Raw genomic sequence first — 24,238 nt, 5'->3', positions numbered from 1 at the left:
GGTTCGCCCCCCCGGCCCCCTTCCCCCGGCCGGGTTTTATAAACGGGGTCCTTCCGCTTTTTTTTTTTTGTTGTTTTGATGCATGTCGTTCCCCCAAAACCGCTGCGCACTTTTGGGCGACATGCATTGGAGCGAAGATAGTTGAAAATTAGCCTAGCCTGTGACAAAAGGCGTGTCGAATGTGACGGAAAGTGAATTTCCGCTTCTGCAAGATGTGAAAAGTTCCAGGAAAAACAAAAACTTATTCGCATTTGGCAAGGCGCAGTTCAGGGAGTTTGAGCCGCATCAGCGGTCAAATCGCCAGGTTCCGTACCAAAAGCCATTTCCGGCAACATCATACCGGCAGGCTGTAAACGGCTAAGACCGTTTGGCAGTCTCATTGTGAAACAAAGGTTCTAGGATGCAGGTCACCGAAACGCTCAACTCCGGTCTCAAGCGCGAGATCAAGATCACCGTGCCGGCCGGTGACATGGAAGCCAAGCTGATGGCGCGGCTGACCGATGCCCGCGCCAAGGTGCGCATCAACGGCTTCCGCCCCGGCAAGGTGCCGGTGCAGCACCTGCGCAAGGTGTATGGCAAGTCGTTCATGGCCGAGGTCGTCAACGAGATCCTCAACGATTCGACCCGCTCCATCATCTCGGAGCGCGGCGAGAAGGCCGCCATGCAGCCCGAAGTGATCATGACCGAGGACGAGAAAGAGGCCGAGAAGATCCTGGCCGGCGGCTCCGACTTCGAATTCAGCCTCAACTACGAAGTCATTCCGGCGATCGAAATCAAGGACTTTTCCGACATCAAGGTGACGCGTCAGGTCTATGACGTGCCGGAATCGGAAGTCGAGGATCAGGTCAAGCGCGTTGCCGAATCGGCGCGCAGCTATGAGCCGAAGACCGGCAAGGCCGCCGAAGGCGACCGCGTCAGCATCGACTATGTCGGCAAGATCGGCGGCGAGGCTTTCGCCGGCGGTGCCGGCAACGACCAGCCGCTTGTGCTCGGCTCCAAGGAGTTCATCCCGGGCTTCGAGGACCAGTTGGTCGGCTCGAAGGCCGGCGACGAGAAGCAGGTCACCGTCACATTCCCCGAAAACTACCAGGCGGCGCATCTGGCCGGCAAGGAAGCCACCTTCGACGTCACGGTGAAGGAAGTGTCGGCGCCCGGCGAGCTTGAAGTCAATGACGAGACGGCCAAGAATCTCGGCCTGGAATCGCTTGAGCGCCTACGCGAGATCGTGCGCGGCCAGATCGAGAACCAGTTCGGCTCGATGACCCGTCAGAAGGTGAAGCGGCAGCTGCTCGACCAGCTCGATTCCGCCTATTCCTTCGAAGCGCCCTCGAAGCTCGTCGAGGCCGAGTTCAACAACATCTGGGCTCAGGTCAACCGCGACCTTGAAGCCGCAGGCCGTACTTTCACCGATGAGGAGACGACGGAAGAAGAGGCGCGCGCCGAATATATGCGCCTTGCCGAGCGCCGCGTGCGCCTCGGCCTGGTTCTGGCCGAGATCGGCGAGAAGGCCGGCGTCACAGTGTCGGACGAGGAACTTCAGCGCGGTCTGCTCGAACAGGTGCGCCGCTTCCCGGCCAACCAGCAGCAGGAAGCATTCGAGTATTATCGCAGCAACCCGGAAGCCATCAACGCTCTGCGGGCGCCGATGTTCGAGGAGAAGGTCGTCGACTATCTGCTCGGCCAGATCTCGGTCAACGACGTCAAGGTCAGCAAGGACGAGCTGATGGCCGACGACGAAGAGGCCGAAACCACGACCAAGGCAAAGCCGGCCAAGAAGGCTTCTTCGAAGAAGACCGAAGCCAAGGCAAGTGAAGCAAAGGCGGGCGAAGCCACCGATGAGGTGGAAGAGCCGAAGAAGAAGGCCGCGCCGAAGAAGAAGGCTGCCAAGGAAGCCGAGTGACAGGTTTCAATACCGCGATTTCGAAGGCCGCCTCCGGGCGGCCTTTTTTCATTGCGGGGCATTTCATTGTGGCGGCGCGGCAACACAGGCAACTTGTCTTGATGGTCTGACGCTGGCGATACCAACCGTTGAACATTATCTGCGCTTCATCGCATCCGCGGGCATCTGGAGGCATTGGTGAGGTTGGGGTTCATGATGAGAGACGTGGTCGTTGCCGCGGCGCTCTTGTTTGCGGCCGCAGGCGCCGCCCGGGCCGAGCCGAATCTCGGCAACTGGAGCGTCGGCGCCGGCGATGATGGCCAGATCACGGCATCGCTCCATGCCAGCAACAAGCTGATCACCGGCGGTGGGGCATTGGGCTACAGTCCGGTGCTGACTTTGGCCTGCCGGCCGGATGGCGAGCCACGCTGGAGCGAATGGCTTCAGCTCAACGATGCCGTCTCCGCCAGCCGCAAGATCACCATCTCCGTCATTGTCGACGGTGGCGGCAAAACCGATGAAAGCTGGGAGGTCGGCCCACGCCGCAGAACGCTGGTCAGGGATGGCGACGACGGCATCAAGCGCCTGGTCTCAGCGAACCGGCTGACACTGTCATGGCGCTTCGGCCTGCTGTCGGGACGTGGCGAGGCCGATTTCGAACTTGCGGGTCTCTCGGAGGCGGTCGGCAGGATCGCGGCAAGCTGCAAAACCGATCCGCCTTGAGCATTGCCGTTCAGAACAGGCTTGCACCGCTTTTGCCCTTTTGGGGCAGCTAGTCTCCCCGACGCACAGCCTAAACCTTCGCAAAAATTGGCTTTTTTTACCTGCTTGGTCGATTCTGTGGTATGTAGGTGCCGCAATTCCACTGGAGAGACGCGGACGCCTCCTATGCAGGGTATGCCAGCGGGCCGGCCTGACGCGGATCGTCCGACGTAAACGACGATCAGAGAGGAAATGCGATGCGTGCAATTGCGCTTTTCATCGTCTTGTTCGCCACGACCTCCTTCGTGAGCTCATCGCAGGCACAGGATGCTGCGGCGGGCGAGAAGGTCTTCACCAAATGCAAGGTCTGCCATGTCGCGGACAAGGACCAGAACAAAGTCGGTCCTTCATTGAACGGCGTTATCGGCCGCACGGCCGGCACGCATCCGGGATTCAGCTATTCCGCGGCCATGACCGCGGCTGGCAAATCCGGCGTCAAATGGGACGAACCGACCCTGACGACCTACCTTCACGCCCCTCAGGCGATGGTCAAAGGGACGAAAATGACGTTTCCAGGCCTCAAGGATGACAAGGACATTGCCAATGTCATCGCTTACCTGAAACAGTTTTCCAAGTAGGCAGCCGTTGCAGGTCCCATTTAGTGGTCGCCCGCCGAGACAAGGCCGGCAATTGCGCAGTTGAGATGTTGCGACCCGTGCCGCTATGCCGGCAGCGCAAAGAACCCCAACAGCAACAGAATGACGATGCCAAGGCCGAGTATGAGAAGCGTCCGAGTATCCATGACGTTCACCTTCGCACCCCGAGAATACCGAAAAAGAACCTCTGGAGCCAGCACCCCGCTGTGGCTGACCATTAGCCGGCGCTGACGGAAGGCGACAAATCGGGCGTAAAGGAGTATGTTGGCGTCAGTGCAGGTCGCGGTTTGCGTGGCCAGTCTCGCAGAGCGCTAGCACCGTGAAATCCGCGACCTTGCCGGAGCCTATCTGGAGGAAGGCCATGGCAAGTTTTCACGTGATTGCAGGCGCCAGCGAAACGCTGGAGCATACCAGGGTGAGAAAGATCGGCGTTTCCGATCTTTTCGATGCGCTTAGACACGGTGTCGACGACTTCATGGTCAAGCCTTCGCACATCGTGTTTCTGTGCATGATCTATCCACTTGTCGGCGTGGTGCTTGCCACCTGGACATCGGGAGCAAACGCGTTGCCGCTGCTGTTTCCGCTCGTGTCCGGCTTTGCGCTGATCGGTCCATTCGCAGCGATCGGACTCTACGAAATCAGCCGCAGACGGGAGGCCGGGCTCGATGCGTCCTGGCGCCACGCGTTCGAGGTCAGGAATTCCCCGGCTGTGCCGGCCATAGCCGCAGTCGGGATCATGTTGTTTGCGATCTTCATCATGTGGCTTTTGACCGCAAAGCTTTTCTACGAGTATCTGTTCGGGTCCGAGCCGCCAGCGTCACTGTCCGGTTTCATAACCGAGATATTCGCGACCGGGAGCGGCTGGACGCTGATCATACTGGGTCACGCGATCGGGTTTGCGTTCGCCGTGGTCGTGTTGTGCACGACCGTGGTCGCTTTCCCGCTGCTGCTCGATCGCGACGTCGGCGCCTACGAAGCCGTTCATACGTCGGTGCGCGTGGTCCTGGCCAACCCGATTGCGATGGCGGTCTGGGGACTTATCGTCGCCATTGGGCTGATCATCGGCTCGCTGCCTGTGTTCGCGGGGCTTGCGGTAGTGCTGCCAATCCTCGGCCATGCGACCTGGCATGTGTACCGCAAGGTGTTGGAGCCGCCGGCCGTCCCAAGACCAGCGAACTGAGCGAACCTGTGAGAGCACCACCGGAGCGCTGGCGCTCTCACGGGGCCGGGTGGCTGAACCGTGCCTGACGCGCGCCCGTGGTCAGGTCGCGGAAATCCTTGCCGCTGACATGCACGAGCGTCTTGTGGTCGCCGCCCTCGAAATAGATATCGGCGGCGTCGCCGAGGCTTTCGTCCAGGATGACGGGCACGTCATAGGCCGCGCCGATCGGCGGCACGGCGCCGATGTCGCAATCATCGAAGAGCGATACCACCTCGTCCTCGGAAGCGAGCCCGAGGCGCCTGTCCATGACGTCCTGCAGCCTGGCGAGTTCGATCCTGTGGGTGCTTGGGACCACAGCCAGCGCATAACCGAGCTCGTGGTGAACGACCACGGACTTGGCCATGATACTGCCGGGCACATGCGCGGCGATGGCGGCCTGCCTGCTGGTGGCGGTCCGATGATGGGCGACTGTGTCGTACGGAATTCCCTTGCCGTCGATAAAATTCCTCAGTCTGTTTGCTATCGTCATTTTCCGCGTCCTTTGCTCGAGTTCACGACGCAACCAAAACGAACCCGCTGGCCTGTTGTTTCGAGGCGTCGGCTATTCCCGGCTGGTTTTGTTGTGGCGGTGTCCGAACCGTCAGGGGCCGGGCCCGAAATGTGCGATACGGGTCAGCAGCGTATAGTCGGCCTCGAAGACCATCATCGTCACGAAAACCAGCACCAGTATCGGCGGCAGGATGATCGCATACATCATCGCCAGCCGCTCCCAGGCCATGTGCATGAAGACGGCGACGATCAGTCCCGCCTTGAGCATCATGAAGATCAGGATCAGCGACCATCTGAGGTAGCCGTGGATACCAAAATAGTCGACCAGATAGGAGCAGGTGCTGAGAATGAACAGCCACGCCCAGACCACCAGGTAGAGCTTGATCGGGTGCTCCTGATGGACCTCGGGGTGAGCGACCGCTGTCGCAGCCGCTTGCTCCGCATGGGTGGCGTGCAGTGCGTGTTGTCCGAGACCGTTTGCGGTTGCTTCAGCCATATCTTCCTCTCAACAAATGCTGCCTCTCACCAAAGATAGAAGAAGGCGAAAATAAACACCCAGACCAGATCGACGAAGTGCCAGTAGAGTCCCATGATCTCGACATTCTCGTAGCGGCCCTTGCGGCTGGTGAAGAAGCCGGGACGACCGGTGTCGAAGTCGCCGCGCCAGACCTTTCGCGCCACGATGATGAGGAAGATCACGCCGATCGTCACGTGGGTGCCGTGGAAACCGGTGATCATGAAAAAGCACGAGCCGAATTGCGCGGCTCCCCACGGGTTGCCCCAGGGCCGGACCCCTTCGGTGATCAGCTTGGTCCATTCGAAGGCCTGCATGCCGACGAAGGTCGCGCCGAGCGCGGCGGTCAAAAGCATCAGGATCGCAGTTTTGCGGCGGTCGTGGCGGTAGCCGAAATTGACCGCCATGGCCATGGTTCCGCTGCTCGAGATCAGCACGAAGGTCATGATGGCGATAAGGATAAGCGGGATCTCGGAGCCGCCGATGCGAAGGGCAAAGACCTCGCTCGGGTTCGGCCAGGGCACGCGCGTCGACATGCGCGCGGTCATATAGGAGAGCAGGAAGCAACCGAAAATGAAGGTGTCGCTGAGCAGGAAGATCCACATCATGGCCTTGCCCCAGGACACGTTCTTGAATGCGCGCTGATCCGAGGCCCAGTCGGCGGTAATTCCCCGCCAGCCCTTGGGGCGATCCAGTTGGTCGGTATGCGTCGCGGTCGTCTCCGTCATCGCCTGCCCCTCCTAGGTCAGCAATTTTCGGCAAATGTCGATGAACGTCGCTGCCCAACCGGCCAGAACGGCGAAGATGCACAGCCAGACGAAAAGCAGGAAATGCCAATACATGGCACAGAGCTCGACGCTGAGGCTGAGCCGCTGCGGACGCGCTCCGTTCCAGGCGCTGGCGCTCGTCCTGCCAAGGCCGATCAGACCGCCCAATATGTGCAGGCCATGCATTGCGGTGATCAGATAGAAGAAGCTGTTGGCCGGATTGGACGCCAGCAGGTAGCCATTTTCGGTCAGCTGCCGCCAGGCCATCAACTGACCGGCAAGGAAGGCGAGGGCGGTCAGTCCGGCCGTTGCAAGACCGAGCCTGACCATGTCCGTCTGGCCTCTGCGCGCGGCGATCACCGCGCATTGCAGCGAGACGCTGCTCAAGACGAGCACGCCGGTGTTGAGCCAGAGCAGGCGCGGCAGCGGCAGCGGCTGCCAGTCCGGCAGGCCCATGCGCATGAAATAGGCGCTGGTGAACAGGGAGAACAGGCAGCCGACGACGGCGAGGAAGACGCCGAGACCGATCTTGGCGGTAGGCAGGGCCGATCGGTCGAAGCCGACGAAGTCCCCGGCCATGCCTTGCTCAAGCCATGGCTTGGCCATCAGCCGCTGGTGCGAAAGCCACCATCCGGCAAAGCCGGCAATCACCAGCAGGAAGACCAGGATGACGCTCATGCCGGCTCCCTCGAGGGAGCGAAGGCGCCCGGCACGTTCTGCGGGATGAAGTCCTCCTTGGCGCCCGGCACGCTGTAGTCATAGGCCCAGCGATAGACGATCGGCAGCTCCTTGCCGAAATTGCCGTGCGCCGGCGGCGTCTGCGGCGTTTGCCATTCGAGCGTCGTTGCACGCCACGGGTTGCCGCCGGCCTCGCGACCATGGCGGATGCTCCAGATCAGGTTGAACACGAACACAATCTGCGCGAAGCCGACGATGAAGGCCATGATGCTGATGAACGAGTTCAGATGATGCGCCGATTCCGTCATTATGGTCATGTCGGTCAGCTCTGCGTAACGCCGCGGAACGCCCATCAGGCCGAGATAGTGCATTGGGAAGAAGATCAGGTACGCGCCGATGAAGGTGACCCAGAAATGGAAGCGGCCGAGCGTCTCGTCCAGCATTCGTCCAGTGACCTTCGGATACCAGTGATAGATCGCGCCGAAGATCACCAGGATCGGCGCGACACCCATGACCATGTGGAAATGGGCGACGACGAACATCGTGTCGGAGAGCGGCACGTCGACGACGACGTTGCCGAGAAAAAGACCCGTCAGGCCGCCGTTGACGAAGGTGACGATGAAGGCGAGCGCGAACAGCATAGGGATGGTGAGGTGGATATCGCCGCGCCAGAGCGTCAGCACCCAGTTATAGACCTTGATCGCGGTCGGCACGGCAATGATCAAGGTGGTGGTGGCAAAGAAGAAGCCAAAATAGGGATTCATGCCGCTGACATACATGTGGTGCGCCCAGACCACGAAGCTCAGCGCGCCGATGGCGATGATGGCCCAGACCATCATGCGATAGCCGAAGATGTTCTTGCGCGCATGCGTGCTGATCAGGTCGGACACGATGCCGAAGGCCGGTAGCGCCACGATGTAGACTTCCGGGTGGCCGAAGAACCAGAACAGGTGCTGGAACAGGATCGGGCTGCCGCCATTGTGCTGCAACTGCTCGCCCATCTCGACGATCGCCGGCATGAAGAAGGAAGTGCCGAGCGCGCGGTCGAGCAGCATCATCACGCACGCCACAAACAGCGCCGGGAAGGCGAGCAACGCCATGACGGTGGCGGTGAAGATGCCCCAGACGGTGAGCGGCAGGCGCATCAAGGTCATGCCGCGCGTGCGGCCCTGCAGCACCGTCACCACATAGTTCAGACCACCCATGGTGAAGCCGATGATGAACAGGATGAGCGAAGAGAGCATCAGTATGATGCCCCAGTCCTGGCCGCCCGGCGTTCCGGACATGATGGCCTGAGGCGGGTAGAGCGTCCACCCGGCGCCTGTCGGCCCGCCCGGCGCGAAGAAGCTCGACACCAGAACCAGAACGGCCAGCAGATAGATCCAGTAGCTCAGCATGTTGACATAGGGGAAAACCATGTCGCGGGCGCCGACCATCAGCGGGATGAGGTAGTTGCCGAAGCCGCCAAGGAAAAGCGCCGTGAGCAGGTAGATCACCATGATCATGCCGTGCATGGTGATGAACTGGTAGTAGGCTTCGGGGGTGATGAAGTCGAACGTGCCGGGGAAGCCGAGCTGCAGCCGCATCAGCCAGGAGAGCACCAGCGCCACAAGGCCGATTGACGTTGCCGTCGCCGAATACTGGATGGCAATGACCTTGGCGTCCTGCGAGAAGACGTATTTGGTCCACCAACTATGCGGATGGTAGAGTTCCATCTCCCCGACTTCGGCGGGCGGAACGGCATCTGCGGGTGTGACGTCGACCATGGGAGCACCTCCGTGCCTTGTTCAGCGAGCCTCAAGCGTTTCGAGTTTTGCCGCGACGTCCAAACCGGACGCCATCGCCTTTCCTGACGGTTGGTTCGCCGAGCCCGTTTGCTTGGGCGCAGACAATTGCGCAAAGGTCTGCTGCTGGCCGAGCCAAGCCAGATAGTCCTGCTCGGTGTCGACCATGACCACGCCATGCATCAGCGGATGTCCCTGGCCGCAGAGCTCGGCGCACAAAACCTGAAAGGTTCCGGTCCTCGTTGGCGTGAACCAGAAATACGTGACCGACCCGGGGATCATGTCCATCTTGGCGCGGAATTCCGGGATGTAGAAATCGTGCAGCACGTCGATCGAGCGCAACAGCACCTTGACCGGCTTGCCGACCGGAAGATGTAGATCGGTGGCTTCGACCACGACGTCGTCCTGGCCGTTTGGATCTTTGGGGGCGATGCCCAACGGATTGTCAGCGGTGACGTCGCGAGTGTCCGAAGTACCGAGCTTCCCGTCCTTGCCGGGCAAGCGGAAGCTCCACTGCCACTGCTGGGCGACGACCTCTATCTCGGTCGCATCGCCCGGGACGGTGACGAAGCGGCTCCAGACGAACAGGCCGGGAACCAGCAAGGCAGTAACGCCTGCCGCGGTGACGACCATGAGCCACCATTCGAGCCGCTTGTTCTCCGGTTCATATGCCGCGCGGTTGCCTTCCCGATGCCGGAAGCGGAAGACGCAATAGGCCATAAAGAGCACGACAGCGGCAAAGACGATGCCGGTGATCCAGAAGCTGATGATGATGGTGTTGTCGATATAGTCCCAGTTCGAGGCAATCGGCGTCCACCACCATGGGCTCAGCAGGTGGAACAACACCGAGCCCACGACGACCAAAACGAGTACAAGCACAACGGCCATGTCCCGTCCTCCCGGTATTTCACCCGAGCGCGTAGCATCCTAGGGAGATACCAAGCCGCATCATGCTCGATTTCCCGTTGAAATTCCAGAGCCGACTATCTGATTGGCAAAACGCTGCTTTTGCGTCCGTAGCTTCGGGCGGTGGGCTGGGTCTTGAAGCGCGTCGCGCTGAAACGGATTCAGGCGATGCGCTTCAAATCTTTGTATTTGCGCATGTCGTTTTCCCAAAACCGCTGCGCACTTTTTGGGCGACATGCGTCAGATCAGCAGCAGCCCCTTCATCGAGGCGTTGCCCTTACGGCCGATGATGATGTGATCGTGCACGGAAATTCCCAGCGACTTGGCCGTGTCGATGATCTGCTTGGTCATCTCGATGTCCGCGCGGGAAGGTGTGGGATCCCCTGACGGATGGTTGTGCACCAGGATGACGGCGCTGGCCGAGAGTTCGAGCGCCCGCTTCACCACCTCGCGCGGATAGACCGGCGTGTGGTCGACGGTGCCGGTCTGCTGCACTTCGTCGGCGATCAGCCCGTTTTTCTTGTCGAGGAACAGGATGCGGATGTGTTTCCCTCCTCAAATTTCGACAAGGATTACAAATGCTTGCAAGGGACGTCCCTTAAACGTCCCTTGCACGTCCCTTATTGTGTGTTCGTGTTGCGTTTCGTCAAGCGCAGTTGGGCAACGCGGCTGGTTTGCTCGATGGTGCCGCGGTTGTACCTGGCGCTCGTCTGGCGGTTCTTGTGACCGGCAGATTTCATGACGTCTGTTTCCGTTGCGCCCAGGTCGTAGGCCTCGGTGATAGCGCCTGCTCGGGCGTCCATGCTCCACACGGAGGAGGGGACGCCAGCCTTGTTGGCGATCTTGCGCCAACGTTCGGTGAACTTGCGGTGCTTGTACGGCTCGCCTGTGGTCTCGGCCAAAATCATCGGGCCAACACGTTTTTCCATCGGCACTAGCGCAATTTCCTTGAGCACCATCGGATGCAGTTTCAGGTCATGCTCCACTTCGAAACCGGTCTTCGTATGCACCTTGCGCAAGACCAGATTTGAATCGATGTCCGACCACACCATGCCATTTGCCCACCTAGTATCACGATGGACAATGCCGCCCTTGGCGGCTGCGACTGGCTCCCATTCGCCGATTACGTCCTTCTGACGCATCGCGAGTTCGAATTGCAGAACTGTTGCCAACGCGATCGATGACCAGCCTTCCGCGTGTGCCGTCTTTCGTATTGCTTCGACGTGCTGCGCCGTCATGATAGATTTGCGTGCCGGTGGCGTCTTGAAGCGGATCTTGGAAAGGATGGTGTCAGCACGAAAGCAATCGTCGTAACCAAGCGTCACACCATAGCCGATCAGTTGGCGGACGGCGTCCATGCAGTGCTTTGCACGCCAAGGGCGGGCAGGGGGACTCGGTACTTTCTCAGTCGGCTCTATCGGTGCGCCCCACTTGCTGTGCCATCCTTTGAAGTCGGGTCCGAGCAGCTTGCCGATCTGACGGGCGCCAACCGTGTGCTCAATGATGGCTAGGCACTTGGTGATGTTCTCTCGGCTGTTCCATTTCATCGAGAGGTAGGGGGAATCTTCGTTGGTCTGAAACAGACGCGAGAGGCTCTTAAGCGTGCCGTCAAAACTTGGCGCGGAATGTCCGTCGCGCGTAGCCCAAGCCAGCATTTCGGCCTGCAATATCTTGCAGCGTGCTGATAGCTCCTGACGACCCTGTGGCGTCTCGGGATAGTGCAGCCGGATAGACGACGGGCGGAAACCTCGTGCGGCCAAATCGCCGCGTGCTTCCCAATACTCGCGTACCGCGCCGTCCTTGTTTCTCTTTCGCTTCAGGCCGGGAAAATCGGTCAATTCCAATTCTCCGCGCCGTCAACGGTTGAGGGGATGTGCCCTTGGTGCAGGCCGTGGCGCCTGTCTAGAAAGGAGCGTACCGCGGGCCAATAGCGATAGCCAGTCACTGGGTCTATTCGCGGAAGGCCCTCGCGCTCCCACACGGCTGAAATCGCGATCCATCGTGTAATGGCGCGCGGCCCGAGCACCCGCTGCGCAATAGCCTCTTCTGAGAGGTAGAGAGGTGAGTTATCATTCGCGGCTGCCCTGGCCATGCGCGTTCCCTATCGTCTTCGAATGCCTGCCGATCGGCAACATCATCTAGTTGCCAAGTGATTTGCAAACGGCGACCGTCACGCGGCGACCAGTACCTCACCCAAAATCATCAAATCCCGCACCTCACACTCGTCCTGGCGACGCACGCCGTATATCTCGCCGTGTCTGCCTGCCTTGCCCCGATAAAGAACCTCGGCAAGCAGCGGCTCGCTGCGATGGGTGACCAGAGCGCCAATCTCGAACTTCCATTTTGTTGCGTTAAGCATGGTGGTCGACTCCTCGTTGCGTTGTGATGTTGAACGTCATATAACCATGTTCAACAATCGTCAACAATAATGTTCAACATCGTTCAACAGGAGCAAAAAATGGTTCGCGCAACAAGCATCGGTATCCGCCTGTCGGAGGAGGTCAAGGCCGCGCTCGATAAGGCAGCTAGGGCCGACCGTCGCACGATATCGGCGTATGTTGAATTGCTGATAGTCTCTGACCTCGAGGCCAAGGGCTTTCTACCCAAAGGCGCTGCGGAGTAGCGGCGCGCACCTATTATCAAGTTCAGTGCGCGCCTGGTTGGCGAAGCGTCACCGACCGGCCTTCCGAACCAGCCCGCCCGATCTCGGCAGGCCGTCCAGAAGAATAGGCTAGCGCTACAGTCGACGCAACTAGAAATACCAAGGCGTTTTCGCCTAAACAGTCAAGTCGAATAGGCGAAAACGCCTATTTATACTCCTTTCAGATTCCGACTGGACTCCAACGTTGTTCTATGGAATCGATATAAGCAGCAAACATCGGGGCTGGATCCATGAAAGACGCGCTTATCTTCGATGACATTTCGACAGCTGTTGCAAAGCCGCGGAGCGACTGGCGCCGGAAGGCCATCGCCGCCGCTTTTGAATATGGCGGCAAGTTCGTGGCTGGTCTGATGATGGGCCTTGGTTTCGCTATCGGCCTGGCGCTGGCGGGCTGATGCCGCCCTCGAACCTGCCGGCGTTGAGTTCATCCCAGAGAATGGCGGCGGCGCTGGGGTGAGGCTGAGGAAGGGGCACCTATGAGCGGTCCTAAGTGGTCCTCTACCTACTTCAATGGGGTGCTATAGTCCCGTTCCAGCAACCGGGCTTGCGTTAAGCAGCCATGAAGGCCACTCTGCAGACGGGCTGGGTAAAGAATGGACTCTTCCGGCCCTCGGCTCGGCTGTTTTTTACTTCCCCTAGGTTGTTCGGCAGCCGGGCCGCCCCGCTCAAAATGCTTAGCGCTGCCGCTTGTCGGGCGTCACTGCATGGTTCGTGAACTGAAGGTTCCGATCGTCACGGCCGGCGGCGCGGCACTCGTGGCAATAGATCACCTTGATCAGATCCCAGTGCAGGCACCCGCGATCCGGCCCGAGCCGCTTCACCAGTTCGGCAATGGCGCTTGCATGTCAGGCAGTTCACCGAAAGGCCTGTGCCGGCCTGCAGCTTCTTGCCGAGAGTGTCTTCAACGAAGGGATATTTGTTCGACATTGGCGATCCTCGTTAGAGTGGGTCGCCGCACCGAGTCTGGAATATATTCCTGCCGGCAATTCTGCCAAGGGGGGGTCACATGGCCTGCGAAAAAGAAACAGGCCCGCCCAGGGGGTGGGTCAACCGGACAGGCCCATCTCGGAGCCAAAGGGGATTGAGCTCCTCGCGGCCGGAGATACAACGAACCGTGCCGCGCGACCCCAACCGGCTGGCCCGTCGATTGTTCCATTAGCGATCGCTTTAGAACCAACTCGCCTGTTAGGAGTTAAATGCGCATGGCTAAGGGCAGCATCAAAGTTGGCGACGAGGTCGCGATCACGGCAACCGTGCGCAAGCGCGTGACAGAGGATAGGGTCAGCGTACTGATCCCTTCCTACAGCCAACCGCACTCGATCGTGGACACCACACCGAACATCAGCAGCGGACAGAAGATCGAGCTAGTGGGGGAAGTCCTTCGCGTCGATGAGGACACGGTGACGGTGGGTGGCAAGGATCTCGGGATCACAGTGAAGCGCAGTGCCGTGCGGCTCGTCACCAGCCATGTGGCGCCGAAGCGGAAGACGCCGCCGGTCGATAAGGCCATGCAGTTACGAAGGTAATATCGGCCTATATCTAGATCGACGACTTGTCTTGTCGAGACGCAGCGCCGTTTACTGAGAACTGCACTCCCCCTTGCGCAAATATTCGCTTTAAGAGATGCTTAACCCTAAGCCGTGGGAGGGCTGGGGTATGAGAGTAAAGGCGTTGATGGCACTTTGTGCCACTGCCGCGCTGTGCGGCTGTCAAACTAGCAATCAAGCAGATTATGTTCAGATCGGCTACGGGCCGAGTTTCGATGTTGCCCACGCCCAGTGCGAAATGCAAAAGGGGTCCGCTGACCAAGGCTATATTGCTATCGGATCCCCTGGCTTTGTCGCGGGCGCCGGGATCGGCAATGCCCTGGGCAACTTGGCCCTTGAAGATCAATACATGAAAAACTGCCTTATCCTAAGTGGATGGAAGCGGGCACCGCATGGCCAGGCAGCAGCTGCCGCCACCGCCGCGGTTGCTGCCGGCGCGTCGCCAACACCCTACGGAGTGGCGCGGGCTCCCGGCAGCTGGCTCAATACGGCTCTATTGGACTGGTCGGACGCCAACAAGAATTGCACCGCCGGCGACAAGACAGCGTGCGCAACTCGCGCAAAGCTGGGCGCGCGACTGCGGGCCGCTGGCATGAATCCCTCGGGTTGATGATTGTGCAAAAGCAGATATATCGAAGCCTCGCGATGGCTTTGGCGCTCAGCGGCTGCGCGGCTGACTACCTCAACAACTACGACACGATGACCTTGGCGTCTGGCGATTCAAGTCGGCAGAACCAGCTCTTGCAGACCGTTGATCCCTTCAATCCGAACAGCAACAATACCCACATCGAGGGCGACGGCCAGAGACTGGCGACTGTCGTCCAGAGGTATCGAGGCGTAGCGCCTGCTGCCGCGCTCGGGACAGTGCCGAACAGCAGCGTCGACCTCGATTGCGCTGGTGGCAAGGGGAATAATCCTGTCGTCAACGGTCCGGTGGCCGTCGGGCCTTCAGACCCTAACCACCTCGACGCCAATCATAACGGCATCGGGTGCGAGAAATAAGATGGGATCGCGGCCGCATAAGGCAAACAAGCATCCCCATGCAGGCAGAGTCCAGATAGCTGACAACGAATATAACCGCCGGCGTTACCGCCGACGGCGCGCTCCCGATCGTGTGCCTTGGTGGGTTGGTCTGCTCGGGCTCCTGACGCTGCTGGGAATCGGCCTAGCAATCCAGATCGGCCCCGAGTTCACCAGCTGCAACATCAAGGGAAACATCAGCTACAACGGCGGCCAGCGCATCTATCATGTGCCGGGTCAGGAATATTACAGCGAGACGCGCATCAGCCTGCTCAAGGGCGAGCGCTGGTTCTGCTCTGAAGCCGAGGCGCAGGCAGCCGGCTGGAGGAAGGCAAGGCGGTGAACCGCGCCTGCCTGACAACACTTTTCGTAACAGCGGCTCTACCTGCTCGACGACGATGCCGAGGGGCAGATCATCATCGACTGACCGACGTTAACCGGTTGTTCGCCGATCTTCGATTAGCATTCGCGGATGGATACCACGTTCGATGACCTGGTCGAAGCACTGAAGGCGCCCGAACGGAAGAGCGCGAGCGCGATTGCCCTCTTGCTGATGGCCATCGGCTTTGCGATCGGCATGGCCGTATTCCTTGATATGGCATTGGCCGCGAGCGGATCGAAGCAGCCTGATGTGAGCCGAAAGTCGTCGGACACCCTTGGCAACGTCTTTCACTACGTGACCTGAACCATCACGGCCCGAAACTGATCGCCCCGCCGACGAAGGTCTTCGACGTCGATAGCGTGAAGGTGAAATCGTCAGTGGTCGTTGCCGCGGTGGTCGCGATGTGCACCGCTGCAGTCGAGGTGTTGGACATCGAAGTTGGGACATCAGAATCCTCGACGGTTGTACCTGCGCCTGTCCAGGCTTCGGTGACGGAAGCACCTGTCCCCTGAGCCGCAATGCCAGCGATCAGGGCGCCGCCGACCTTTGTCTCGATGTCGTTGATGGCGCAGGTTGTGCTGGTGGTTGACGTCTTCCCGACCTGATCGACGGGCGTGGCGCTGAGGCCGGAGCAACAATAGACGTCGAAATTCGCCCTGGCTGCCGTTGTGGTCATGACAATATCCGGCGCCGCGCCGCTGGCCACGATGCCGTAATAGACCTCGAAATAGGTTACAACGCTCGTGAATAGCTGGATCCGGCCAGGGGACCAGAGCGCCAGTGCGGTGCCGCCCACGGTCACGCCGCTGGTTGAATAGTTGCCCAGGCTCTCGCCAGCAATAACGACCACGACAAGGCGATCGGCGGCAGGTGCCGTGAGGGGTGCGCTAGCATAGGTGACGGTGCCACCTGACGCTGCAGCCTGTGAACGCCCGATATAGCTGACAGGGCCTGTCGGAACACCTGCAGGCCGACGACCGCCGAATCCGATGAGTTGGTTCATCCTGAACATCTGTCACGGTCCAAAGCTGATTGCGCCACCAACGAACGTTTTGGAAGCCGACAAAGTAAAGGTGAAGTCGTCAGTCGTGGTGGCCGCCGACGTGGCGATATGCGCAGCGCCGGAGCGGACATAATATGCGGTCATCCGAGGCGAACTCCTATTTCGAGAGATTCCGAGACAATCCCCCAAGCATTTTCGGCGGTTTTCTCTTGCGGCTTGGCAGGTCGGCCAGATTGTTTCTGTTCATCGTTGTTGGGATGGCGGGTGGTAGGGCATAGCTCCGCCCGCGCTAGAATCGCTGTCATTTGTTCTCCATTGAAAAGTTCGCCTACCGCGTGCGCATGGTGCGCTCTAGGCTTGCCGCCTGCTTTGCCGCAATCTGGTTCTGCGATTCCACGAACGAATGAACGTCAGGCGTCACAACTGTGATGTAAGAATTGACGGTGCCTCCGCTGGCCCCACCCCTACCCGCACCAGCGCTGCCGCCGCCGAAACGCCTACCCGTCGCCCCGCCACCAATCCGCTCAACATACCCGCCAGATGCATAACCCGGAATGCCGGCATTCATCGCCTCTAGCATGCGCCGGTTCTTCTTGGTCGCGCGTGCGTTTACAACGAATTCCTGGCCGTGCACCACGCCGGCTGGCTGCTGTGTGCCGCCATTGCCTGTATAGCCCCCATCGGCAAAGCCAAGGAGCTTACCAATCAGGCCGAGTCCGCCGCCAGATCCACCGCCGCCAAACAAGTTGTCGAGTGCGATATCTAGGAGCCTGTCGGCAAGCCGGCCAACCGCGTCTCGGAGGGAATCCGTTAGCGACTTGCCGTGCGCCAGATCAGAAATGAAGCCCTTGAGCGCACCGGAGAAGGCGTTGTTGATATCCTCCTGCTGTGCGGCAAGGTCTTCCTGTGCCTGCTTAAGCTGCTCGGTCTTGGCGGTTGCTGCGTCATAGGCGGCAACCTGGCCGTAACGAGCATTAGCCTCCGCCTCGACTGACGCGCGAATATCGTCCGTAATCACGACGCCTTGCTTTTGAAGTTCAAGCAAGGTTTCCCGAATTACGCGCTCTTTCTCGCGCTCGGCGTTCGACATACCCATGGTTTGGGTTTCGAAGCCGATATTGGCCGTTTCGGCCTGCACCGCAGCGATGGTGTCGTTGATGAGCTTTAGCTGGTCCTGCCTCGCCTTGATATCGGCTTGGTCGACCGAGCTTGAGCCGTTCAGGAAGACGTCCGCCTCCTGATCGCGACGCGTGCGGTTTATACCGCCGTTATCGCCGCCAAGCCCTTTGATTGCGTTGACGACTGTCTCTGTATTGCCGGTTTTGATAGCCTCAACGATGCGATCCGGAAGAGAGCCGTAATTGTACGCAATCGACGTAAGCGCCGCCTGCTGATTTTCGCTCATGCCGCGGAATGTGTCCGCGCCGATCTTGCCTTCAATGCCGGTCTGGAACTCCTGAACACGCCTCGCAAGGTCGGCATTCGCCGCCGCTAACGTCGTCGTCATTCCTTGCGTGACTTTTTGGATCGATCCGTCCGAAAGAGTCACCGTGTCAGAGCCATAGCCAACACGATAAGCGTTCACGTCAAACTTGGAGGTCGAAATGAAGCCTTCGTATTTCTTGATAAGCTCCATCGCGCTCGACGCGCTGGCGTCGTTTGCTTTGGCTGTGGTCTCTGCGGCGATTTCCGACTGCGCTTGAATCCGAGCCGCGGCTTCGGTAAGAGAAACGCCGACCTTTTCAGCCGCCTTTAGGATTTCGTCGGTGCGCTGGTCGATCTGCTTTTCGACATCACCGCGCCCGGCATCATTGCCGCGCTGGGTAAATAGATCGCGCGCGCCTGCTTCATTCTTGTCGCTTGCCGACTTGAACGCAAAGCCGGCGGCTCGTCCACCCTCGCTTATTCCAAGTACCGCCGCGGCTGCCGCTTTGGCCTGCGCGACGACTTCACCTAGCTTTTCAAGAAGCGGATCAAAGGCTTTTGCCATCGCATCAAGGCGCGAGTCGCCGTTGACAATGTTGGCAATTGCTACCTTCGCCTCTTTGGCGCCGATAGTGCCGTCCGCAATCTTCTGTCGAAGGTCATCAAACGGTTTCAGTTTGTCAGGGCTGAGTGCGGCAAGACCGGCGCGGTACGCGTCAAACAGGGCAAGAACCTGCTTGGTAATGCCGGAGACTTCGCTACCGGACTTGCCAAGTGGGCCGGCAAGGATGTCGCCTATCGAACTTGCGCCAGTAAGGTCTCCAGCCGTCTTGCCGAGTTGCTGCGCCAACGAGTTAGCGCCGTTTAGAAAGTCAGCGATGTGCGCAAGGAACTGGCCGCCTGTGCCACTTGACACTGCGTCCAGCGCATCGCCGAGATTCTTAACTGCATCAACAAGATCCTTGCCGATAAAGCGCTTAACTTCTCCACCCGCGCCGGAGGCGGCATCAAGGTGGCCGACAAATTCGATAACCGCATTATTGAGTGCGGTAAAGCTGTCGCCAATCGTGGCAGTGGTCGCATCGAACTGCTTTTGGATCTGTGGTCCGGCCTTTAGGATTGCCTTGAAGACGCGATCCGACGTCAACTCGCCCGTAGAGCCAAGTTGCTTAAGTCCGCCGATAGTGGTGTTGAATTCGTCGGCAATTGCCTTGGCGAGCAGCGGCGCGTTCTCACGGATCGACCGCAATTCGTCGCCCTGCAATACTCCAGAGCTAAGCGCCTGGCTGAGCTGCAAGATGCCCGCCGCCTGCTCGCTCGTTGCGGCTCCGCCAGCCTTGAATGCCTTGTTGACGATGTCGGTGGCCTTGGCCACCTCCTCTTCAGACTTGGCAACGCCAACCGTTGAACGAAGCAACTTTGTGTAGAGGTCGACGGTTTCGGAAAGGCCAGAGCGACTCTGGTTGGCAAGCTTATTGAGGTCTGAAAGCGAACGCGCCTGAACGCCGGTTGAAGCCGATGTTGCTTTGATTTTGTTGCCAGCTTCGGTCCATGCATCGGCATATTGTCTGATTTGATCGGCACCAAAGCCAACGCCAATAGCCGCTGCGCCAGCCTTTAATCCGCCCAGACCACCAAAATTCAGCGACAGTTTCTTGTTCGTCTGCGCAAACTGGCCCTCAAGACGCTTGAGCTGCGTCTGCGCCGTGCGGTTTGCTTTGTTCAGTGCGGACTCGAAGGCACGGGTGCGTGCTTCCAATGCGACGACTAGCTTTTCAACCTCACTTGCCATCGGTGCCAGCCGCCTTTTTCGCCAGGATCAGCTTTGCGACAAGCAGTCCGCCGTCTCCTTTGCCTGCGGCGGCGACCGCAAGCGCGTTGACCAAGAGCGCCGCGGCGACGTCTTCGGCCGGGAACTGACGCAGTAGGCGTCGGGTTGAGCGCCCCGCCGCAGCGGAGGCCGCTTCGAATTTGGGAGTCATGATTTTCCTACTTTGCGCGCAAGGCGCATTTCAATATTATGGAATTAGCAAATTCACGGGGGCTTGCTATGAAGTACGCGCATGCCATTTTGCTGCTTACTGTTACACCAGCTCTGGCATCACCAAACATTGTTGATAATAGCGGTACGGAAGTTAGCGCAGACAACCTGTCAGCGGTTTCCGTCCTACTAAAGGATCCCGAATCCGCTCAGTTCAGGAATGTCTACTCGCATGGCAACCATGTCTGCGGCGAGGTTAATGCGAAGAATGGTTTCGGTGGGTATGGCGGATTCGTGCCGTTCTTCGTCGCCGATACAGGAATAGGCGCCGAAACCGCCTATTCCGCCAAGAACGACAGCGAAGTTTCGGACTTCATTCGGAAGTTCAAGATAGTTTGCGGCGACTAGATTCCCCTCAACCTCATCGCGGCCTCGGCCTTTTCCACCACGCGGCGGCGTGCATTGGCGGCGCGATCCTGCGGGGTGTTGTCTGAACGCACGAGGTCAACTTCGGACTGCATATAAGCCGGGTGAACCACGGCGGAAATTTCAAAAAGCTCGGCCTCGAGAATGGTTCTCTCTGGCAGCTTTTTGTAGTCCTCCGGATCGAACCATGCCTCCTTGACTACCCGAAAACCAAAACTCATCCCACGCGTATCGCGACGCCCGATTGACGAAAGCGCCAACGCAGCATCCGGGTTTTCAGGGTCAAGCTCGGCTGAAAAATACAGCCCCATTCGGCCTTCGTCGCGCAGGATGAGCGTGCCGCTAGTCGTGCGGGCAAGCGGCCGATCACCATCATGCGACCAGAGCAAAGTCACGTCTTCAAGCGACTTGGAGAAGGAGCCTGGGGCGATCTTCTCAATAAAGGCGCCTGCGATCGTGGTAGGTGCGTTGTATCTGATTGCCCAACCGGAAATCGAGCTATTTTCCGCCATTCTGCTTCACTCGCTTTTCCATGGCGGCCAGTGTGAGGCGCTTGGCGATAAGCTCAGGCGCGTCGTCGCGCGTGGTGTAGCCGCTGTCGCCTGGCAAACGGACTAAGCGTCGGCCCGACCCTTTACGACGTCGATTGTCTGCGTATTCGGCTCTTTCAGTGATTTGTTCACGCATTGGCAGCCTTCCTGACGGAGCCGGCAAATGCGCTGGCGTAATGCGAGAGATTGCTGTGCGGCCATTCAAAATGACCGGCGACATCATGCGCCTCGAAATCCAGCCGAAGCTCATTGAGCGAGGTCAGCGGGCCGCTGATTGCGGCGAGTACTTCTGCTGCTGCAGCGGCGCGCCGGTTGTACTCGGACTGAATGGCGGCGAGCAGCGGGCGTTTTGCGATATCGCGACGCTCACGAATGCGCTTTGCGACGATGTCGATCGCGACACCAAGGTCGCCTGAGAGCTTGCTCAATTCGGAGGCGCGTTGGCGCTTGCCGGTGACAGAGTCAGCCTCCTCGCCTAGCAGTGCGGCAATGCTGGCAGGGACCACAGGGCCTCGCGCGTCTGCCAGATCCTCGCGCAGCGCTGCTAGCTCACGATCCGTTTTCGACTTTTGGGCGTTAAGATCGTTCAGTTGCTGTTCAAGCTTTGCGAATTCCCCGTCGACCTCGGCGAGGTCGGGAACGCGGAACGGCTCGGATTTTTTGAGGAAGGAAGCCATTATTTGCTGTCTCCGAAAAGTTCATTGATGACGCCGACGAGGGCTGCGCCGTTGATTTCCACCGACTTGCGATGGCCGTAAGCCTGCCAACGGCCAGGCTCGCCTGCGCTAAAGCGGCGGGTGTCGATAGCGTCGACCAAGACGATTTCCTGCCAGTTCGACACGACGGTGACGATGGTCTTCGCAACCAGCTCCTTCGCGTCAGGCGGGCCTGTAGCGGCGATCTCGGCGATGATGTCGAGCGCTTCGCCGGCCGTGCCGCTGATGCGCTCAGGAGCGCCTTCTGGCACGCCCTCGCGTCGTAGTGCGCGGTATTCGATAACGGTGTCCGCGACGGCACGGAGCGGCACGTCTAAGGCCGTGCCAAGCATCAGCGTGGCGACGTGCTGCGGGGTTAGTTCGGGTGATTTGCCGGGCGAACCTGAAGGCAACGCGCCGTCTTCGGTTAGCACCCTGGCGACCGCGCTTACGCGGCCATGATCGAAGCCAATGCGACGCGCGAGCGCATCGACGGCTTGCTTGGTCGAAACCATCCTTGTTCCTTGATTCTCGAAAATCGCTAATGCGATAGGTTTTGAAAAATGCCTGGCCGCCGAAGCGACCAGGCTGATTGGTCCCGCCTGCGGTCTTCCGCAATGACGGGTTGCCGCAACCGTGGGGCGATCGCGGCGACGCCAGTGAACTCAGCGAACTCTGGCGGATAACCCCGCTGGACACGTGGGGACAGCGTGGAAACAAAACGGGCGACCGAAGCCGCCCGCAAAAACTCATAAACCCATTATATCATAAATAGGCAGACCGGCCCCCATCCCCTATGCCACCGCATCAATTGCTCGCATGTTCTGGTTCGCAGCGCGGTTGATACACTCTGGTAGGTCGAGAGCCTTCCGCCCAAGTGCATAGGCGATGCGGCGAGGCAAGGGCTCGTCGGATAAAATTGCCGCCTTATCTTCCCGTTCGAACGATCGTAAGTCCCAAAAGACTTCCCGCGCCAAGAGCAAGGCGTCGATAACCTTCTGACGGCCTAGCTTTGCGGCGTCTTCTTTGTTGCCGCCATACTCGCGGCCGATCTCACCCATGGTTTTCCCGAAGACTACGGCATCAATGACCGGGCGCCAGAGGTGCATTACGCGATAGCGAAGAGTTTGACATGTCTGAACAGCCCGCACGCGCCTGATGATGCTTACGGCGTTGCCAGACTGCCCGACCGACATCGCCGAAACCTCTGGCGCATTGGCCGCTTCGTAGCAATCCCGTAAGTCACCTGCGGTGTCACGCAGATATCCGGCAATTCGGCCTTCCCTGAACTCGCGATCAACTGGAAAGCCTTCAGCAGCTGACTTACGAATGCGGTCTGACGGCTTCAGCTTTTCAGCCGCCTGCCGCAGCGGTTTAGGTGCTTTGTCGTCGCCGATGGCACGCAATACCGATAGCCGGTGCCTGAAGGGCTGAGCTTCCTCCTCAAATCTCACGGCGTGCTCCTCGGCCATCCATTGTCTTCGGCGGATGGGATCCTCAATGTTCCGTGAACGAGCCGCAAGGTTGTCGTTGGCCACGGTAACCGGCTTCCACGTCACATCGGCAAAATGCGACGTCTTTCGCTTATGCTTGCGATAGGGATGCGGCTCGAAATCGGTGTAGCCTATGCCCTTATCGGTCTGGCGGAGCCAGTGCCGGCGGTCGGCGACTGCTACATCAGATGAGTTGATTTCAGGGTGATTGTCGTTTGCCGCAACGCGGCGATCCGCCAGGAGGGCGGCCACTTTCTTAGATGGCATTGTTGCTGAGTTCCCAATTGGTCGCCCCACGCGACCGTTGCGTATGCCAGCATTGCCGGCGAGCTTGCCGCCCTCGGCGGTCTTGGTCTTGGTCACAGCATCTAGCGTTGGCATGCGATGCAAACACTAAATCTTGCGTCTTAATGAGGGATGTAGGCTTTAGCGGCGATTTTTTCTAGTTCGATGGCCGGCAACAGCTAAATTTTGACCAGTTCGGCGATCTTGGCCGCGACGCTTGCCATCGGCTCTTCTGCTGTGCTCAGGCCGGATCGAGAGGCCAGCAGAAGGCTGACCTTTTCAAGCTCTTCATATGTGGTTCCATGAGCAACCGGGACGAGCCGCTCGCGCCGGAGGAGTGCAGCAAGCTCTTTGTCTGCGACGCCTTCGGCCGGAAGGCGTCGCAACATAGCCGGTGTCACCAAGACGATGCCGATGCGGGAATTGATCAAACCCTTGTCGATCGCCCGCATCATCGGCACGCCGAGACCAAGGTCTTTCTCGCTAAACCACACGCGAACACCGCGCGCTTCGAGCAGGTCATGCAGTTCTTTGGCGGAGCCTTGTCTATCATCCCACGCGTGACAGAGAAACACGTCTCGAAGGTCAGGCTGTGAGGCCGCTAGGTTCTCCACGTTTTCTCGAACCGGCGTAAGCGCCTGCACTTGTTCAGGCGTGTACCACACGGCCGAGCCTGCCCCTGACCAGCGGGGCTTTGAGGTGCGTCGCCCCGACCCGCCACTGCTTCCAGCGCCACCCGACGACGACGAGGAAGAGTATGACGGCGGCGAGTAGGACGGGTAACTACTGTAGCTGCTGTAACCACCATAACGGCGGCCATAGCGGCCACCGCATGCCGGGCAATCCGCTCCGCCGCCGCGTATATGGCCTCTTACTGGTGCAGTGCATCTTGCCATGAGGCCGACAATACTGTGGCCCATCGTCGGCCTCAAGCATTGTGTCACCGGTTACGGGCGTTTTTCCACACTTCTTATTACAGGACAAAGAAAAAGGGCACCCCGTTTCCGGGATGCCCTTCCTTCATCAGAACAGTCTGGCGAAAACTGCGAGCCACGAAGCCAAGGGCAACTGAATGCCCATAGCCAGACGACGCGTAGTCCCGTTCGACTGGCTGGTTTCGATAGCGAGGAAGACCGTCATGTGGCGGCTTCTCCTTCTACCTTGCGCGGAT

The 24,238-nt window shown here is 59.4% G+C and carries 30 protein-coding genes and 1 pseudogene; 12 read left to right on the top strand and 19 right to left on the bottom strand.

Going from position 1 to position 24,238, the window contains the following annotated elements; all coding sequences use genetic code 11:
- Window positions 1-400: 400 nt before the first annotated feature.
- The 4 genes from tig to AC0L2L_RS28085 all read left to right on the top strand — a co-directional run bounded on the left by tig (window position 401) and on the right by AC0L2L_RS28085 (window position 4,417).
- Complete coding sequence (gene tig / locus AC0L2L_RS28100; protein ID WP_473583147.1) at window positions 401-1,900, top strand: trigger factor; 1,500 nt, start codon at window positions 401-403, stop codon at window positions 1,898-1,900.
- A gap of 192 nt (window positions 1,901-2,092) precedes the next feature.
- Window positions 2,093-2,602 carry a hypothetical protein gene (locus AC0L2L_RS28095; protein ID WP_473583145.1) on the top strand — a complete coding sequence of 170 codons (510 nt, stop codon included), beginning with the start codon at window positions 2,093-2,095 and terminating at the stop codon, window positions 2,600-2,602.
- A gap of 236 nt (window positions 2,603-2,838) precedes the next feature.
- Window positions 2,839-3,219: a c-type cytochrome gene (locus tag AC0L2L_RS28090; RefSeq protein WP_473583143.1), complete on the top strand. Its 381-nt coding sequence runs from the start codon at window positions 2,839-2,841 to the stop codon at window positions 3,217-3,219.
- Window positions 3,220-3,598: 379 nt separating this feature from the next.
- Complete coding sequence (locus AC0L2L_RS28085; protein ID WP_473583141.1) at window positions 3,599-4,417, top strand: DUF2189 domain-containing protein; 819 nt, start codon at window positions 3,599-3,601, stop codon at window positions 4,415-4,417.
- A gap of 37 nt (window positions 4,418-4,454) precedes the next feature.
- On the opposite strand, the gene AC0L2L_RS28080 is transcribed toward AC0L2L_RS28085, so the two are convergent.
- The 9 genes and pseudogenes from AC0L2L_RS28080 to AC0L2L_RS28040 form a co-directional block, all read right to left on the bottom strand.
- The gene (locus tag AC0L2L_RS28080; RefSeq protein WP_473583139.1) at window positions 4,455-4,928 is read right to left on the bottom strand and encodes an aminoacyl-tRNA deacylase; all 474 of its coding nucleotides are present in this window, start codon (window positions 4,926-4,928) and stop codon (window positions 4,455-4,457) included.
- 111 nt (window positions 4,929-5,039) lie between these two features.
- On the bottom strand, window positions 5,040-5,444 hold the full coding sequence (locus tag AC0L2L_RS28075) for a cytochrome C oxidase subunit IV family protein (RefSeq protein WP_473583137.1): 405 nt from the start codon (window positions 5,442-5,444) through the stop codon (window positions 5,040-5,042).
- A gap of 26 nt (window positions 5,445-5,470) precedes the next feature.
- Window positions 5,471-6,190, bottom strand: a complete 720-nt coding sequence (locus AC0L2L_RS28070; RefSeq protein WP_473583135.1) for a heme-copper oxidase subunit III family protein — start codon at window positions 6,188-6,190, stop codon at window positions 5,471-5,473.
- Between the two features lie 12 nt (window positions 6,191-6,202).
- On the bottom strand, window positions 6,203-6,907 hold the full coding sequence (locus AC0L2L_RS28065; RefSeq protein ID WP_473583133.1) for a cytochrome c oxidase subunit 3: 705 nt from the start codon (window positions 6,905-6,907) through the stop codon (window positions 6,203-6,205).
- On the bottom strand, window positions 6,904-8,673 hold the full coding sequence (gene ctaD / locus AC0L2L_RS28060; RefSeq protein WP_473583131.1) for a cytochrome c oxidase subunit I: 1,770 nt from the start codon (window positions 8,671-8,673) through the stop codon (window positions 6,904-6,906). The genes AC0L2L_RS28065 and ctaD overlap by 4 nt, the downstream gene beginning before the upstream one ends.
- A 21-nt stretch (window positions 8,674-8,694) precedes the next feature.
- Entirely contained in the window at window positions 8,695-9,579 is an 885-nt protein-coding gene (locus AC0L2L_RS28055) for a cytochrome c oxidase subunit II (RefSeq protein WP_473583129.1), read from the bottom strand.
- A gap of 258 nt (window positions 9,580-9,837) precedes the next feature.
- Window positions 9,838-10,146, bottom strand: a pseudogene (locus AC0L2L_RS28050) (JAB domain-containing protein); the annotation flags it as partial.
- A 71-nt stretch (window positions 10,147-10,217) separates the two neighbouring features.
- The gene (locus AC0L2L_RS28045; protein ID WP_473583127.1) at window positions 10,218-11,435 is read right to left on the bottom strand and encodes a tyrosine-type recombinase/integrase; all 1,218 of its coding nucleotides are present in this window, start codon (window positions 11,433-11,435) and stop codon (window positions 10,218-10,220) included.
- A gap of 332 nt (window positions 11,436-11,767) precedes the next feature.
- Window positions 11,768-11,956, bottom strand: a complete 189-nt coding sequence (locus AC0L2L_RS28040) for a hypothetical protein (protein ID WP_473583125.1) — start codon at window positions 11,954-11,956, stop codon at window positions 11,768-11,770.
- 69 nt (window positions 11,957-12,025) lie between these two features.
- Between AC0L2L_RS28040 and AC0L2L_RS28035 the strand changes: the two genes are divergently transcribed.
- The 7 genes from AC0L2L_RS28035 (at window position 12,026) to AC0L2L_RS28005 (ending at window position 15,511) form a co-directional block, all read left to right on the top strand.
- A complete protein-coding gene (locus tag AC0L2L_RS28035; RefSeq protein ID WP_473583123.1) occupies window positions 12,026-12,220 on the top strand; it encodes a hypothetical protein in 195 nt (64 codons plus the stop codon).
- A 269-nt stretch (window positions 12,221-12,489) separates the two neighbouring features.
- Entirely contained in the window at window positions 12,490-12,654 is a 165-nt protein-coding gene (locus tag AC0L2L_RS28030; RefSeq protein WP_473583121.1) for a hypothetical protein, read from the top strand.
- 807 nt (window positions 12,655-13,461) lie between these two features.
- Window positions 13,462-13,785: a hypothetical protein gene (locus AC0L2L_RS28025; RefSeq protein WP_473583119.1), complete on the top strand. Its 324-nt coding sequence runs from the start codon at window positions 13,462-13,464 to the stop codon at window positions 13,783-13,785.
- Window positions 13,786-13,915: 130 nt separating this feature from the next.
- Window positions 13,916-14,416: a hypothetical protein gene (locus tag AC0L2L_RS28020; protein ID WP_473583117.1), complete on the top strand. Its 501-nt coding sequence runs from the start codon at window positions 13,916-13,918 to the stop codon at window positions 14,414-14,416.
- A gap of 35 nt (window positions 14,417-14,451) precedes the next feature.
- The gene (locus AC0L2L_RS28015; protein ID WP_473583115.1) at window positions 14,452-14,808 is read left to right on the top strand and encodes a calcium-binding protein; all 357 of its coding nucleotides are present in this window, start codon (window positions 14,452-14,454) and stop codon (window positions 14,806-14,808) included.
- Between the two features lies 1 nt (window position 14,809).
- Window positions 14,810-15,169, top strand: a complete 360-nt coding sequence (locus AC0L2L_RS28010) for a sunset domain-containing protein (protein ID WP_473583113.1) — start codon at window positions 14,810-14,812, stop codon at window positions 15,167-15,169.
- Between the two features lie 129 nt (window positions 15,170-15,298).
- Complete coding sequence (locus tag AC0L2L_RS28005; protein WP_473583111.1) at window positions 15,299-15,511, top strand: hypothetical protein; 213 nt, start codon at window positions 15,299-15,301, stop codon at window positions 15,509-15,511.
- A 4-nt stretch (window positions 15,512-15,515) separates the two neighbouring features.
- Here the strand turns inward: AC0L2L_RS28005 and AC0L2L_RS28000 are convergent, their stop codons facing one another.
- The 4 genes from AC0L2L_RS28000 to AC0L2L_RS27985 all read right to left on the bottom strand — a co-directional run bounded on the left by AC0L2L_RS28000 (window position 15,516) and on the right by AC0L2L_RS27985 (window position 19,618).
- On the bottom strand, window positions 15,516-16,211 hold the full coding sequence (locus AC0L2L_RS28000) for a hypothetical protein (RefSeq protein WP_473583109.1): 696 nt from the start codon (window positions 16,209-16,211) through the stop codon (window positions 15,516-15,518).
- 12 nt (window positions 16,212-16,223) lie between these two features.
- Window positions 16,224-16,355, bottom strand: coding sequence for a hypothetical protein (locus AC0L2L_RS27995; protein ID WP_473583107.1), 132 nt, complete (start codon window positions 16,353-16,355; stop codon window positions 16,224-16,226).
- A 184-nt stretch (window positions 16,356-16,539) separates the two neighbouring features.
- Window positions 16,540-19,428 carry a tape measure protein gene (locus AC0L2L_RS27990; protein WP_473583105.1) on the bottom strand — a complete coding sequence of 963 codons (2,889 nt, stop codon included), beginning with the start codon at window positions 19,426-19,428 and terminating at the stop codon, window positions 16,540-16,542.
- Window positions 19,418-19,618, bottom strand: a complete 201-nt coding sequence (locus AC0L2L_RS27985; RefSeq protein WP_473583103.1) for a hypothetical protein — start codon at window positions 19,616-19,618, stop codon at window positions 19,418-19,420. The genes AC0L2L_RS27990 and AC0L2L_RS27985 overlap by 11 nt, the downstream gene beginning before the upstream one ends.
- Before the next feature lie 68 nt (window positions 19,619-19,686).
- Between AC0L2L_RS27985 and AC0L2L_RS27980 the strand changes: the two genes are divergently transcribed.
- Window positions 19,687-20,025, top strand: a complete 339-nt coding sequence (locus tag AC0L2L_RS27980) for a hypothetical protein (RefSeq protein WP_473583101.1) — start codon at window positions 19,687-19,689, stop codon at window positions 20,023-20,025.
- Here AC0L2L_RS27980 and AC0L2L_RS27975 read toward each other — a convergent pair.
- The 6 genes from AC0L2L_RS27975 to AC0L2L_RS27950 all read right to left on the bottom strand — a co-directional run bounded on the left by AC0L2L_RS27975 (window position 20,022) and on the right by AC0L2L_RS27950 (window position 23,732).
- Entirely contained in the window at window positions 20,022-20,555 is a 534-nt protein-coding gene (locus AC0L2L_RS27975; RefSeq protein WP_473583099.1) for an HK97 family phage prohead protease, read from the bottom strand. The two genes, AC0L2L_RS27980 and AC0L2L_RS27975, sit on opposite strands and share 4 nt — an antisense overlap.
- The gene (locus AC0L2L_RS27970) at window positions 20,542-20,730 is read right to left on the bottom strand and encodes a hypothetical protein (protein WP_473583097.1); all 189 of its coding nucleotides are present in this window, start codon (window positions 20,728-20,730) and stop codon (window positions 20,542-20,544) included. The genes AC0L2L_RS27975 and AC0L2L_RS27970 overlap by 14 nt, the downstream gene beginning before the upstream one ends.
- A complete protein-coding gene (locus tag AC0L2L_RS27965; protein ID WP_473583096.1) occupies window positions 20,723-21,271 on the bottom strand; it encodes a hypothetical protein in 549 nt (182 codons plus the stop codon). Before AC0L2L_RS27965 ends, AC0L2L_RS27970 begins: the two co-directional genes overlap by 8 nt.
- Entirely contained in the window at window positions 21,271-21,804 is a 534-nt protein-coding gene (locus tag AC0L2L_RS27960; RefSeq protein ID WP_473583094.1) for a hypothetical protein, read from the bottom strand. The genes AC0L2L_RS27965 and AC0L2L_RS27960 overlap by 1 nt, the downstream gene beginning before the upstream one ends.
- Window positions 21,805-22,083: 279 nt before the next feature.
- The gene (locus AC0L2L_RS27955) at window positions 22,084-23,145 is read right to left on the bottom strand and encodes a hypothetical protein (protein ID WP_473583092.1); all 1,062 of its coding nucleotides are present in this window, start codon (window positions 23,143-23,145) and stop codon (window positions 22,084-22,086) included.
- A gap of 101 nt (window positions 23,146-23,246) precedes the next feature.
- Window positions 23,247-23,732 carry a toll/interleukin-1 receptor domain-containing protein gene (locus AC0L2L_RS27950; RefSeq protein WP_473583090.1) on the bottom strand — a complete coding sequence of 162 codons (486 nt, stop codon included), beginning with the start codon at window positions 23,730-23,732 and terminating at the stop codon, window positions 23,247-23,249.
- Between the last annotated feature and the right edge of the window lie 506 nt (window positions 23,733-24,238).

The organism is Mesorhizobium sp. WSM4832, assembly GCF_055811115.1.
The sequence above is the reverse complement of the archived record's forward strand: the minus strand, read 5'-3'. Positions and strand labels throughout refer to the sequence as shown.

What these genes read in the sequence shown, in the direction of transcription:
- tig (WP_473583147.1), top strand. Translation starts at nt 401, where the DNA reads ATGCAGGTCACCGAAACGCTCAACTCCGGTCTCAAGCGCGAGATCAAG.
- AC0L2L_RS28095 (WP_473583145.1), top strand. Translation starts at nt 2,093, where the DNA reads ATGATGAGAGACGTGGTCGTTGCCGCGGCGCTCTTGTTTGCGGCCGCA.
- AC0L2L_RS28090 (WP_473583143.1), top strand. Translation starts at nt 2,839, where the DNA reads ATGCGTGCAATTGCGCTTTTCATCGTCTTGTTCGCCACGACCTCCTTC.
- AC0L2L_RS28085 (WP_473583141.1), top strand. Translation starts at nt 3,599, where the DNA reads ATGGCAAGTTTTCACGTGATTGCAGGCGCCAGCGAAACGCTGGAGCAT.
- AC0L2L_RS28080 (WP_473583139.1), bottom strand. Translation starts at nt 4,928, where the DNA reads ATGACGATAGCAAACAGACTGAGGAATTTTATCGACGGCAAGGGAATT.
- AC0L2L_RS28075 (WP_473583137.1), bottom strand. Translation starts at nt 5,444, where the DNA reads ATGGCTGAAGCAACCGCAAACGGTCTCGGACAACACGCACTGCACGCC.
- AC0L2L_RS28070 (WP_473583135.1), bottom strand. Translation starts at nt 6,190, where the DNA reads ATGACGGAGACGACCGCGACGCATACCGACCAACTGGATCGCCCCAAG.
- AC0L2L_RS28065 (WP_473583133.1), bottom strand. Translation starts at nt 6,907, where the DNA reads ATGAGCGTCATCCTGGTCTTCCTGCTGGTGATTGCCGGCTTTGCCGGA.
- ctaD (WP_473583131.1), bottom strand. Translation starts at nt 8,673, where the DNA reads ATGGTCGACGTCACACCCGCAGATGCCGTTCCGCCCGCCGAAGTCGGG.
- AC0L2L_RS28055 (WP_473583129.1), bottom strand. Translation starts at nt 9,579, where the DNA reads ATGGCCGTTGTGCTTGTACTCGTTTTGGTCGTCGTGGGCTCGGTGTTG.
- AC0L2L_RS28040 (WP_473583125.1), bottom strand. Translation starts at nt 11,956, where the DNA reads ATGCTTAACGCAACAAAATGGAAGTTCGAGATTGGCGCTCTGGTCACC.
- AC0L2L_RS28035 (WP_473583123.1), top strand. Translation starts at nt 12,026, where the DNA reads ATGTTCAACATCGTTCAACAGGAGCAAAAAATGGTTCGCGCAACAAGC.
- AC0L2L_RS28030 (WP_473583121.1), top strand. Translation starts at nt 12,490, where the DNA reads ATGAAAGACGCGCTTATCTTCGATGACATTTCGACAGCTGTTGCAAAG.
- AC0L2L_RS28025 (WP_473583119.1), top strand. Translation starts at nt 13,462, where the DNA reads ATGGCTAAGGGCAGCATCAAAGTTGGCGACGAGGTCGCGATCACGGCA.
- AC0L2L_RS28020 (WP_473583117.1), top strand. Translation starts at nt 13,916, where the DNA reads ATGAGAGTAAAGGCGTTGATGGCACTTTGTGCCACTGCCGCGCTGTGC.
- AC0L2L_RS28015 (WP_473583115.1), top strand. Translation starts at nt 14,452, where the DNA reads ATGGCTTTGGCGCTCAGCGGCTGCGCGGCTGACTACCTCAACAACTAC.
- AC0L2L_RS28010 (WP_473583113.1), top strand. Translation starts at nt 14,810, where the DNA reads ATGGGATCGCGGCCGCATAAGGCAAACAAGCATCCCCATGCAGGCAGA.
- AC0L2L_RS28005 (WP_473583111.1), top strand. Translation starts at nt 15,299, where the DNA reads ATGGATACCACGTTCGATGACCTGGTCGAAGCACTGAAGGCGCCCGAA.
- AC0L2L_RS28000 (WP_473583109.1), bottom strand. Translation starts at nt 16,211, where the DNA reads ATGAACCAACTCATCGGATTCGGCGGTCGTCGGCCTGCAGGTGTTCCG.
- AC0L2L_RS27995 (WP_473583107.1), bottom strand. Translation starts at nt 16,355, where the DNA reads ATGACCGCATATTATGTCCGCTCCGGCGCTGCGCATATCGCCACGTCG.
- AC0L2L_RS27990 (WP_473583105.1), bottom strand. Translation starts at nt 19,428, where the DNA reads ATGGCAAGTGAGGTTGAAAAGCTAGTCGTCGCATTGGAAGCACGCACC.
- AC0L2L_RS27985 (WP_473583103.1), bottom strand. Translation starts at nt 19,618, where the DNA reads ATGACTCCCAAATTCGAAGCGGCCTCCGCTGCGGCGGGGCGCTCAACC.
- AC0L2L_RS27980 (WP_473583101.1), top strand. Translation starts at nt 19,687, where the DNA reads ATGAAGTACGCGCATGCCATTTTGCTGCTTACTGTTACACCAGCTCTG.
- AC0L2L_RS27975 (WP_473583099.1), bottom strand. Translation starts at nt 20,555, where the DNA reads ATGGCGGAAAATAGCTCGATTTCCGGTTGGGCAATCAGATACAACGCA.
- AC0L2L_RS27970 (WP_473583097.1), bottom strand. Translation starts at nt 20,730, where the DNA reads ATGCGTGAACAAATCACTGAAAGAGCCGAATACGCAGACAATCGACGT.
- AC0L2L_RS27965 (WP_473583096.1), bottom strand. Translation starts at nt 21,271, where the DNA reads ATGGCTTCCTTCCTCAAAAAATCCGAGCCGTTCCGCGTTCCCGACCTC.
- AC0L2L_RS27960 (WP_473583094.1), bottom strand. Translation starts at nt 21,804, where the DNA reads ATGGTTTCGACCAAGCAAGCCGTCGATGCGCTCGCGCGTCGCATTGGC.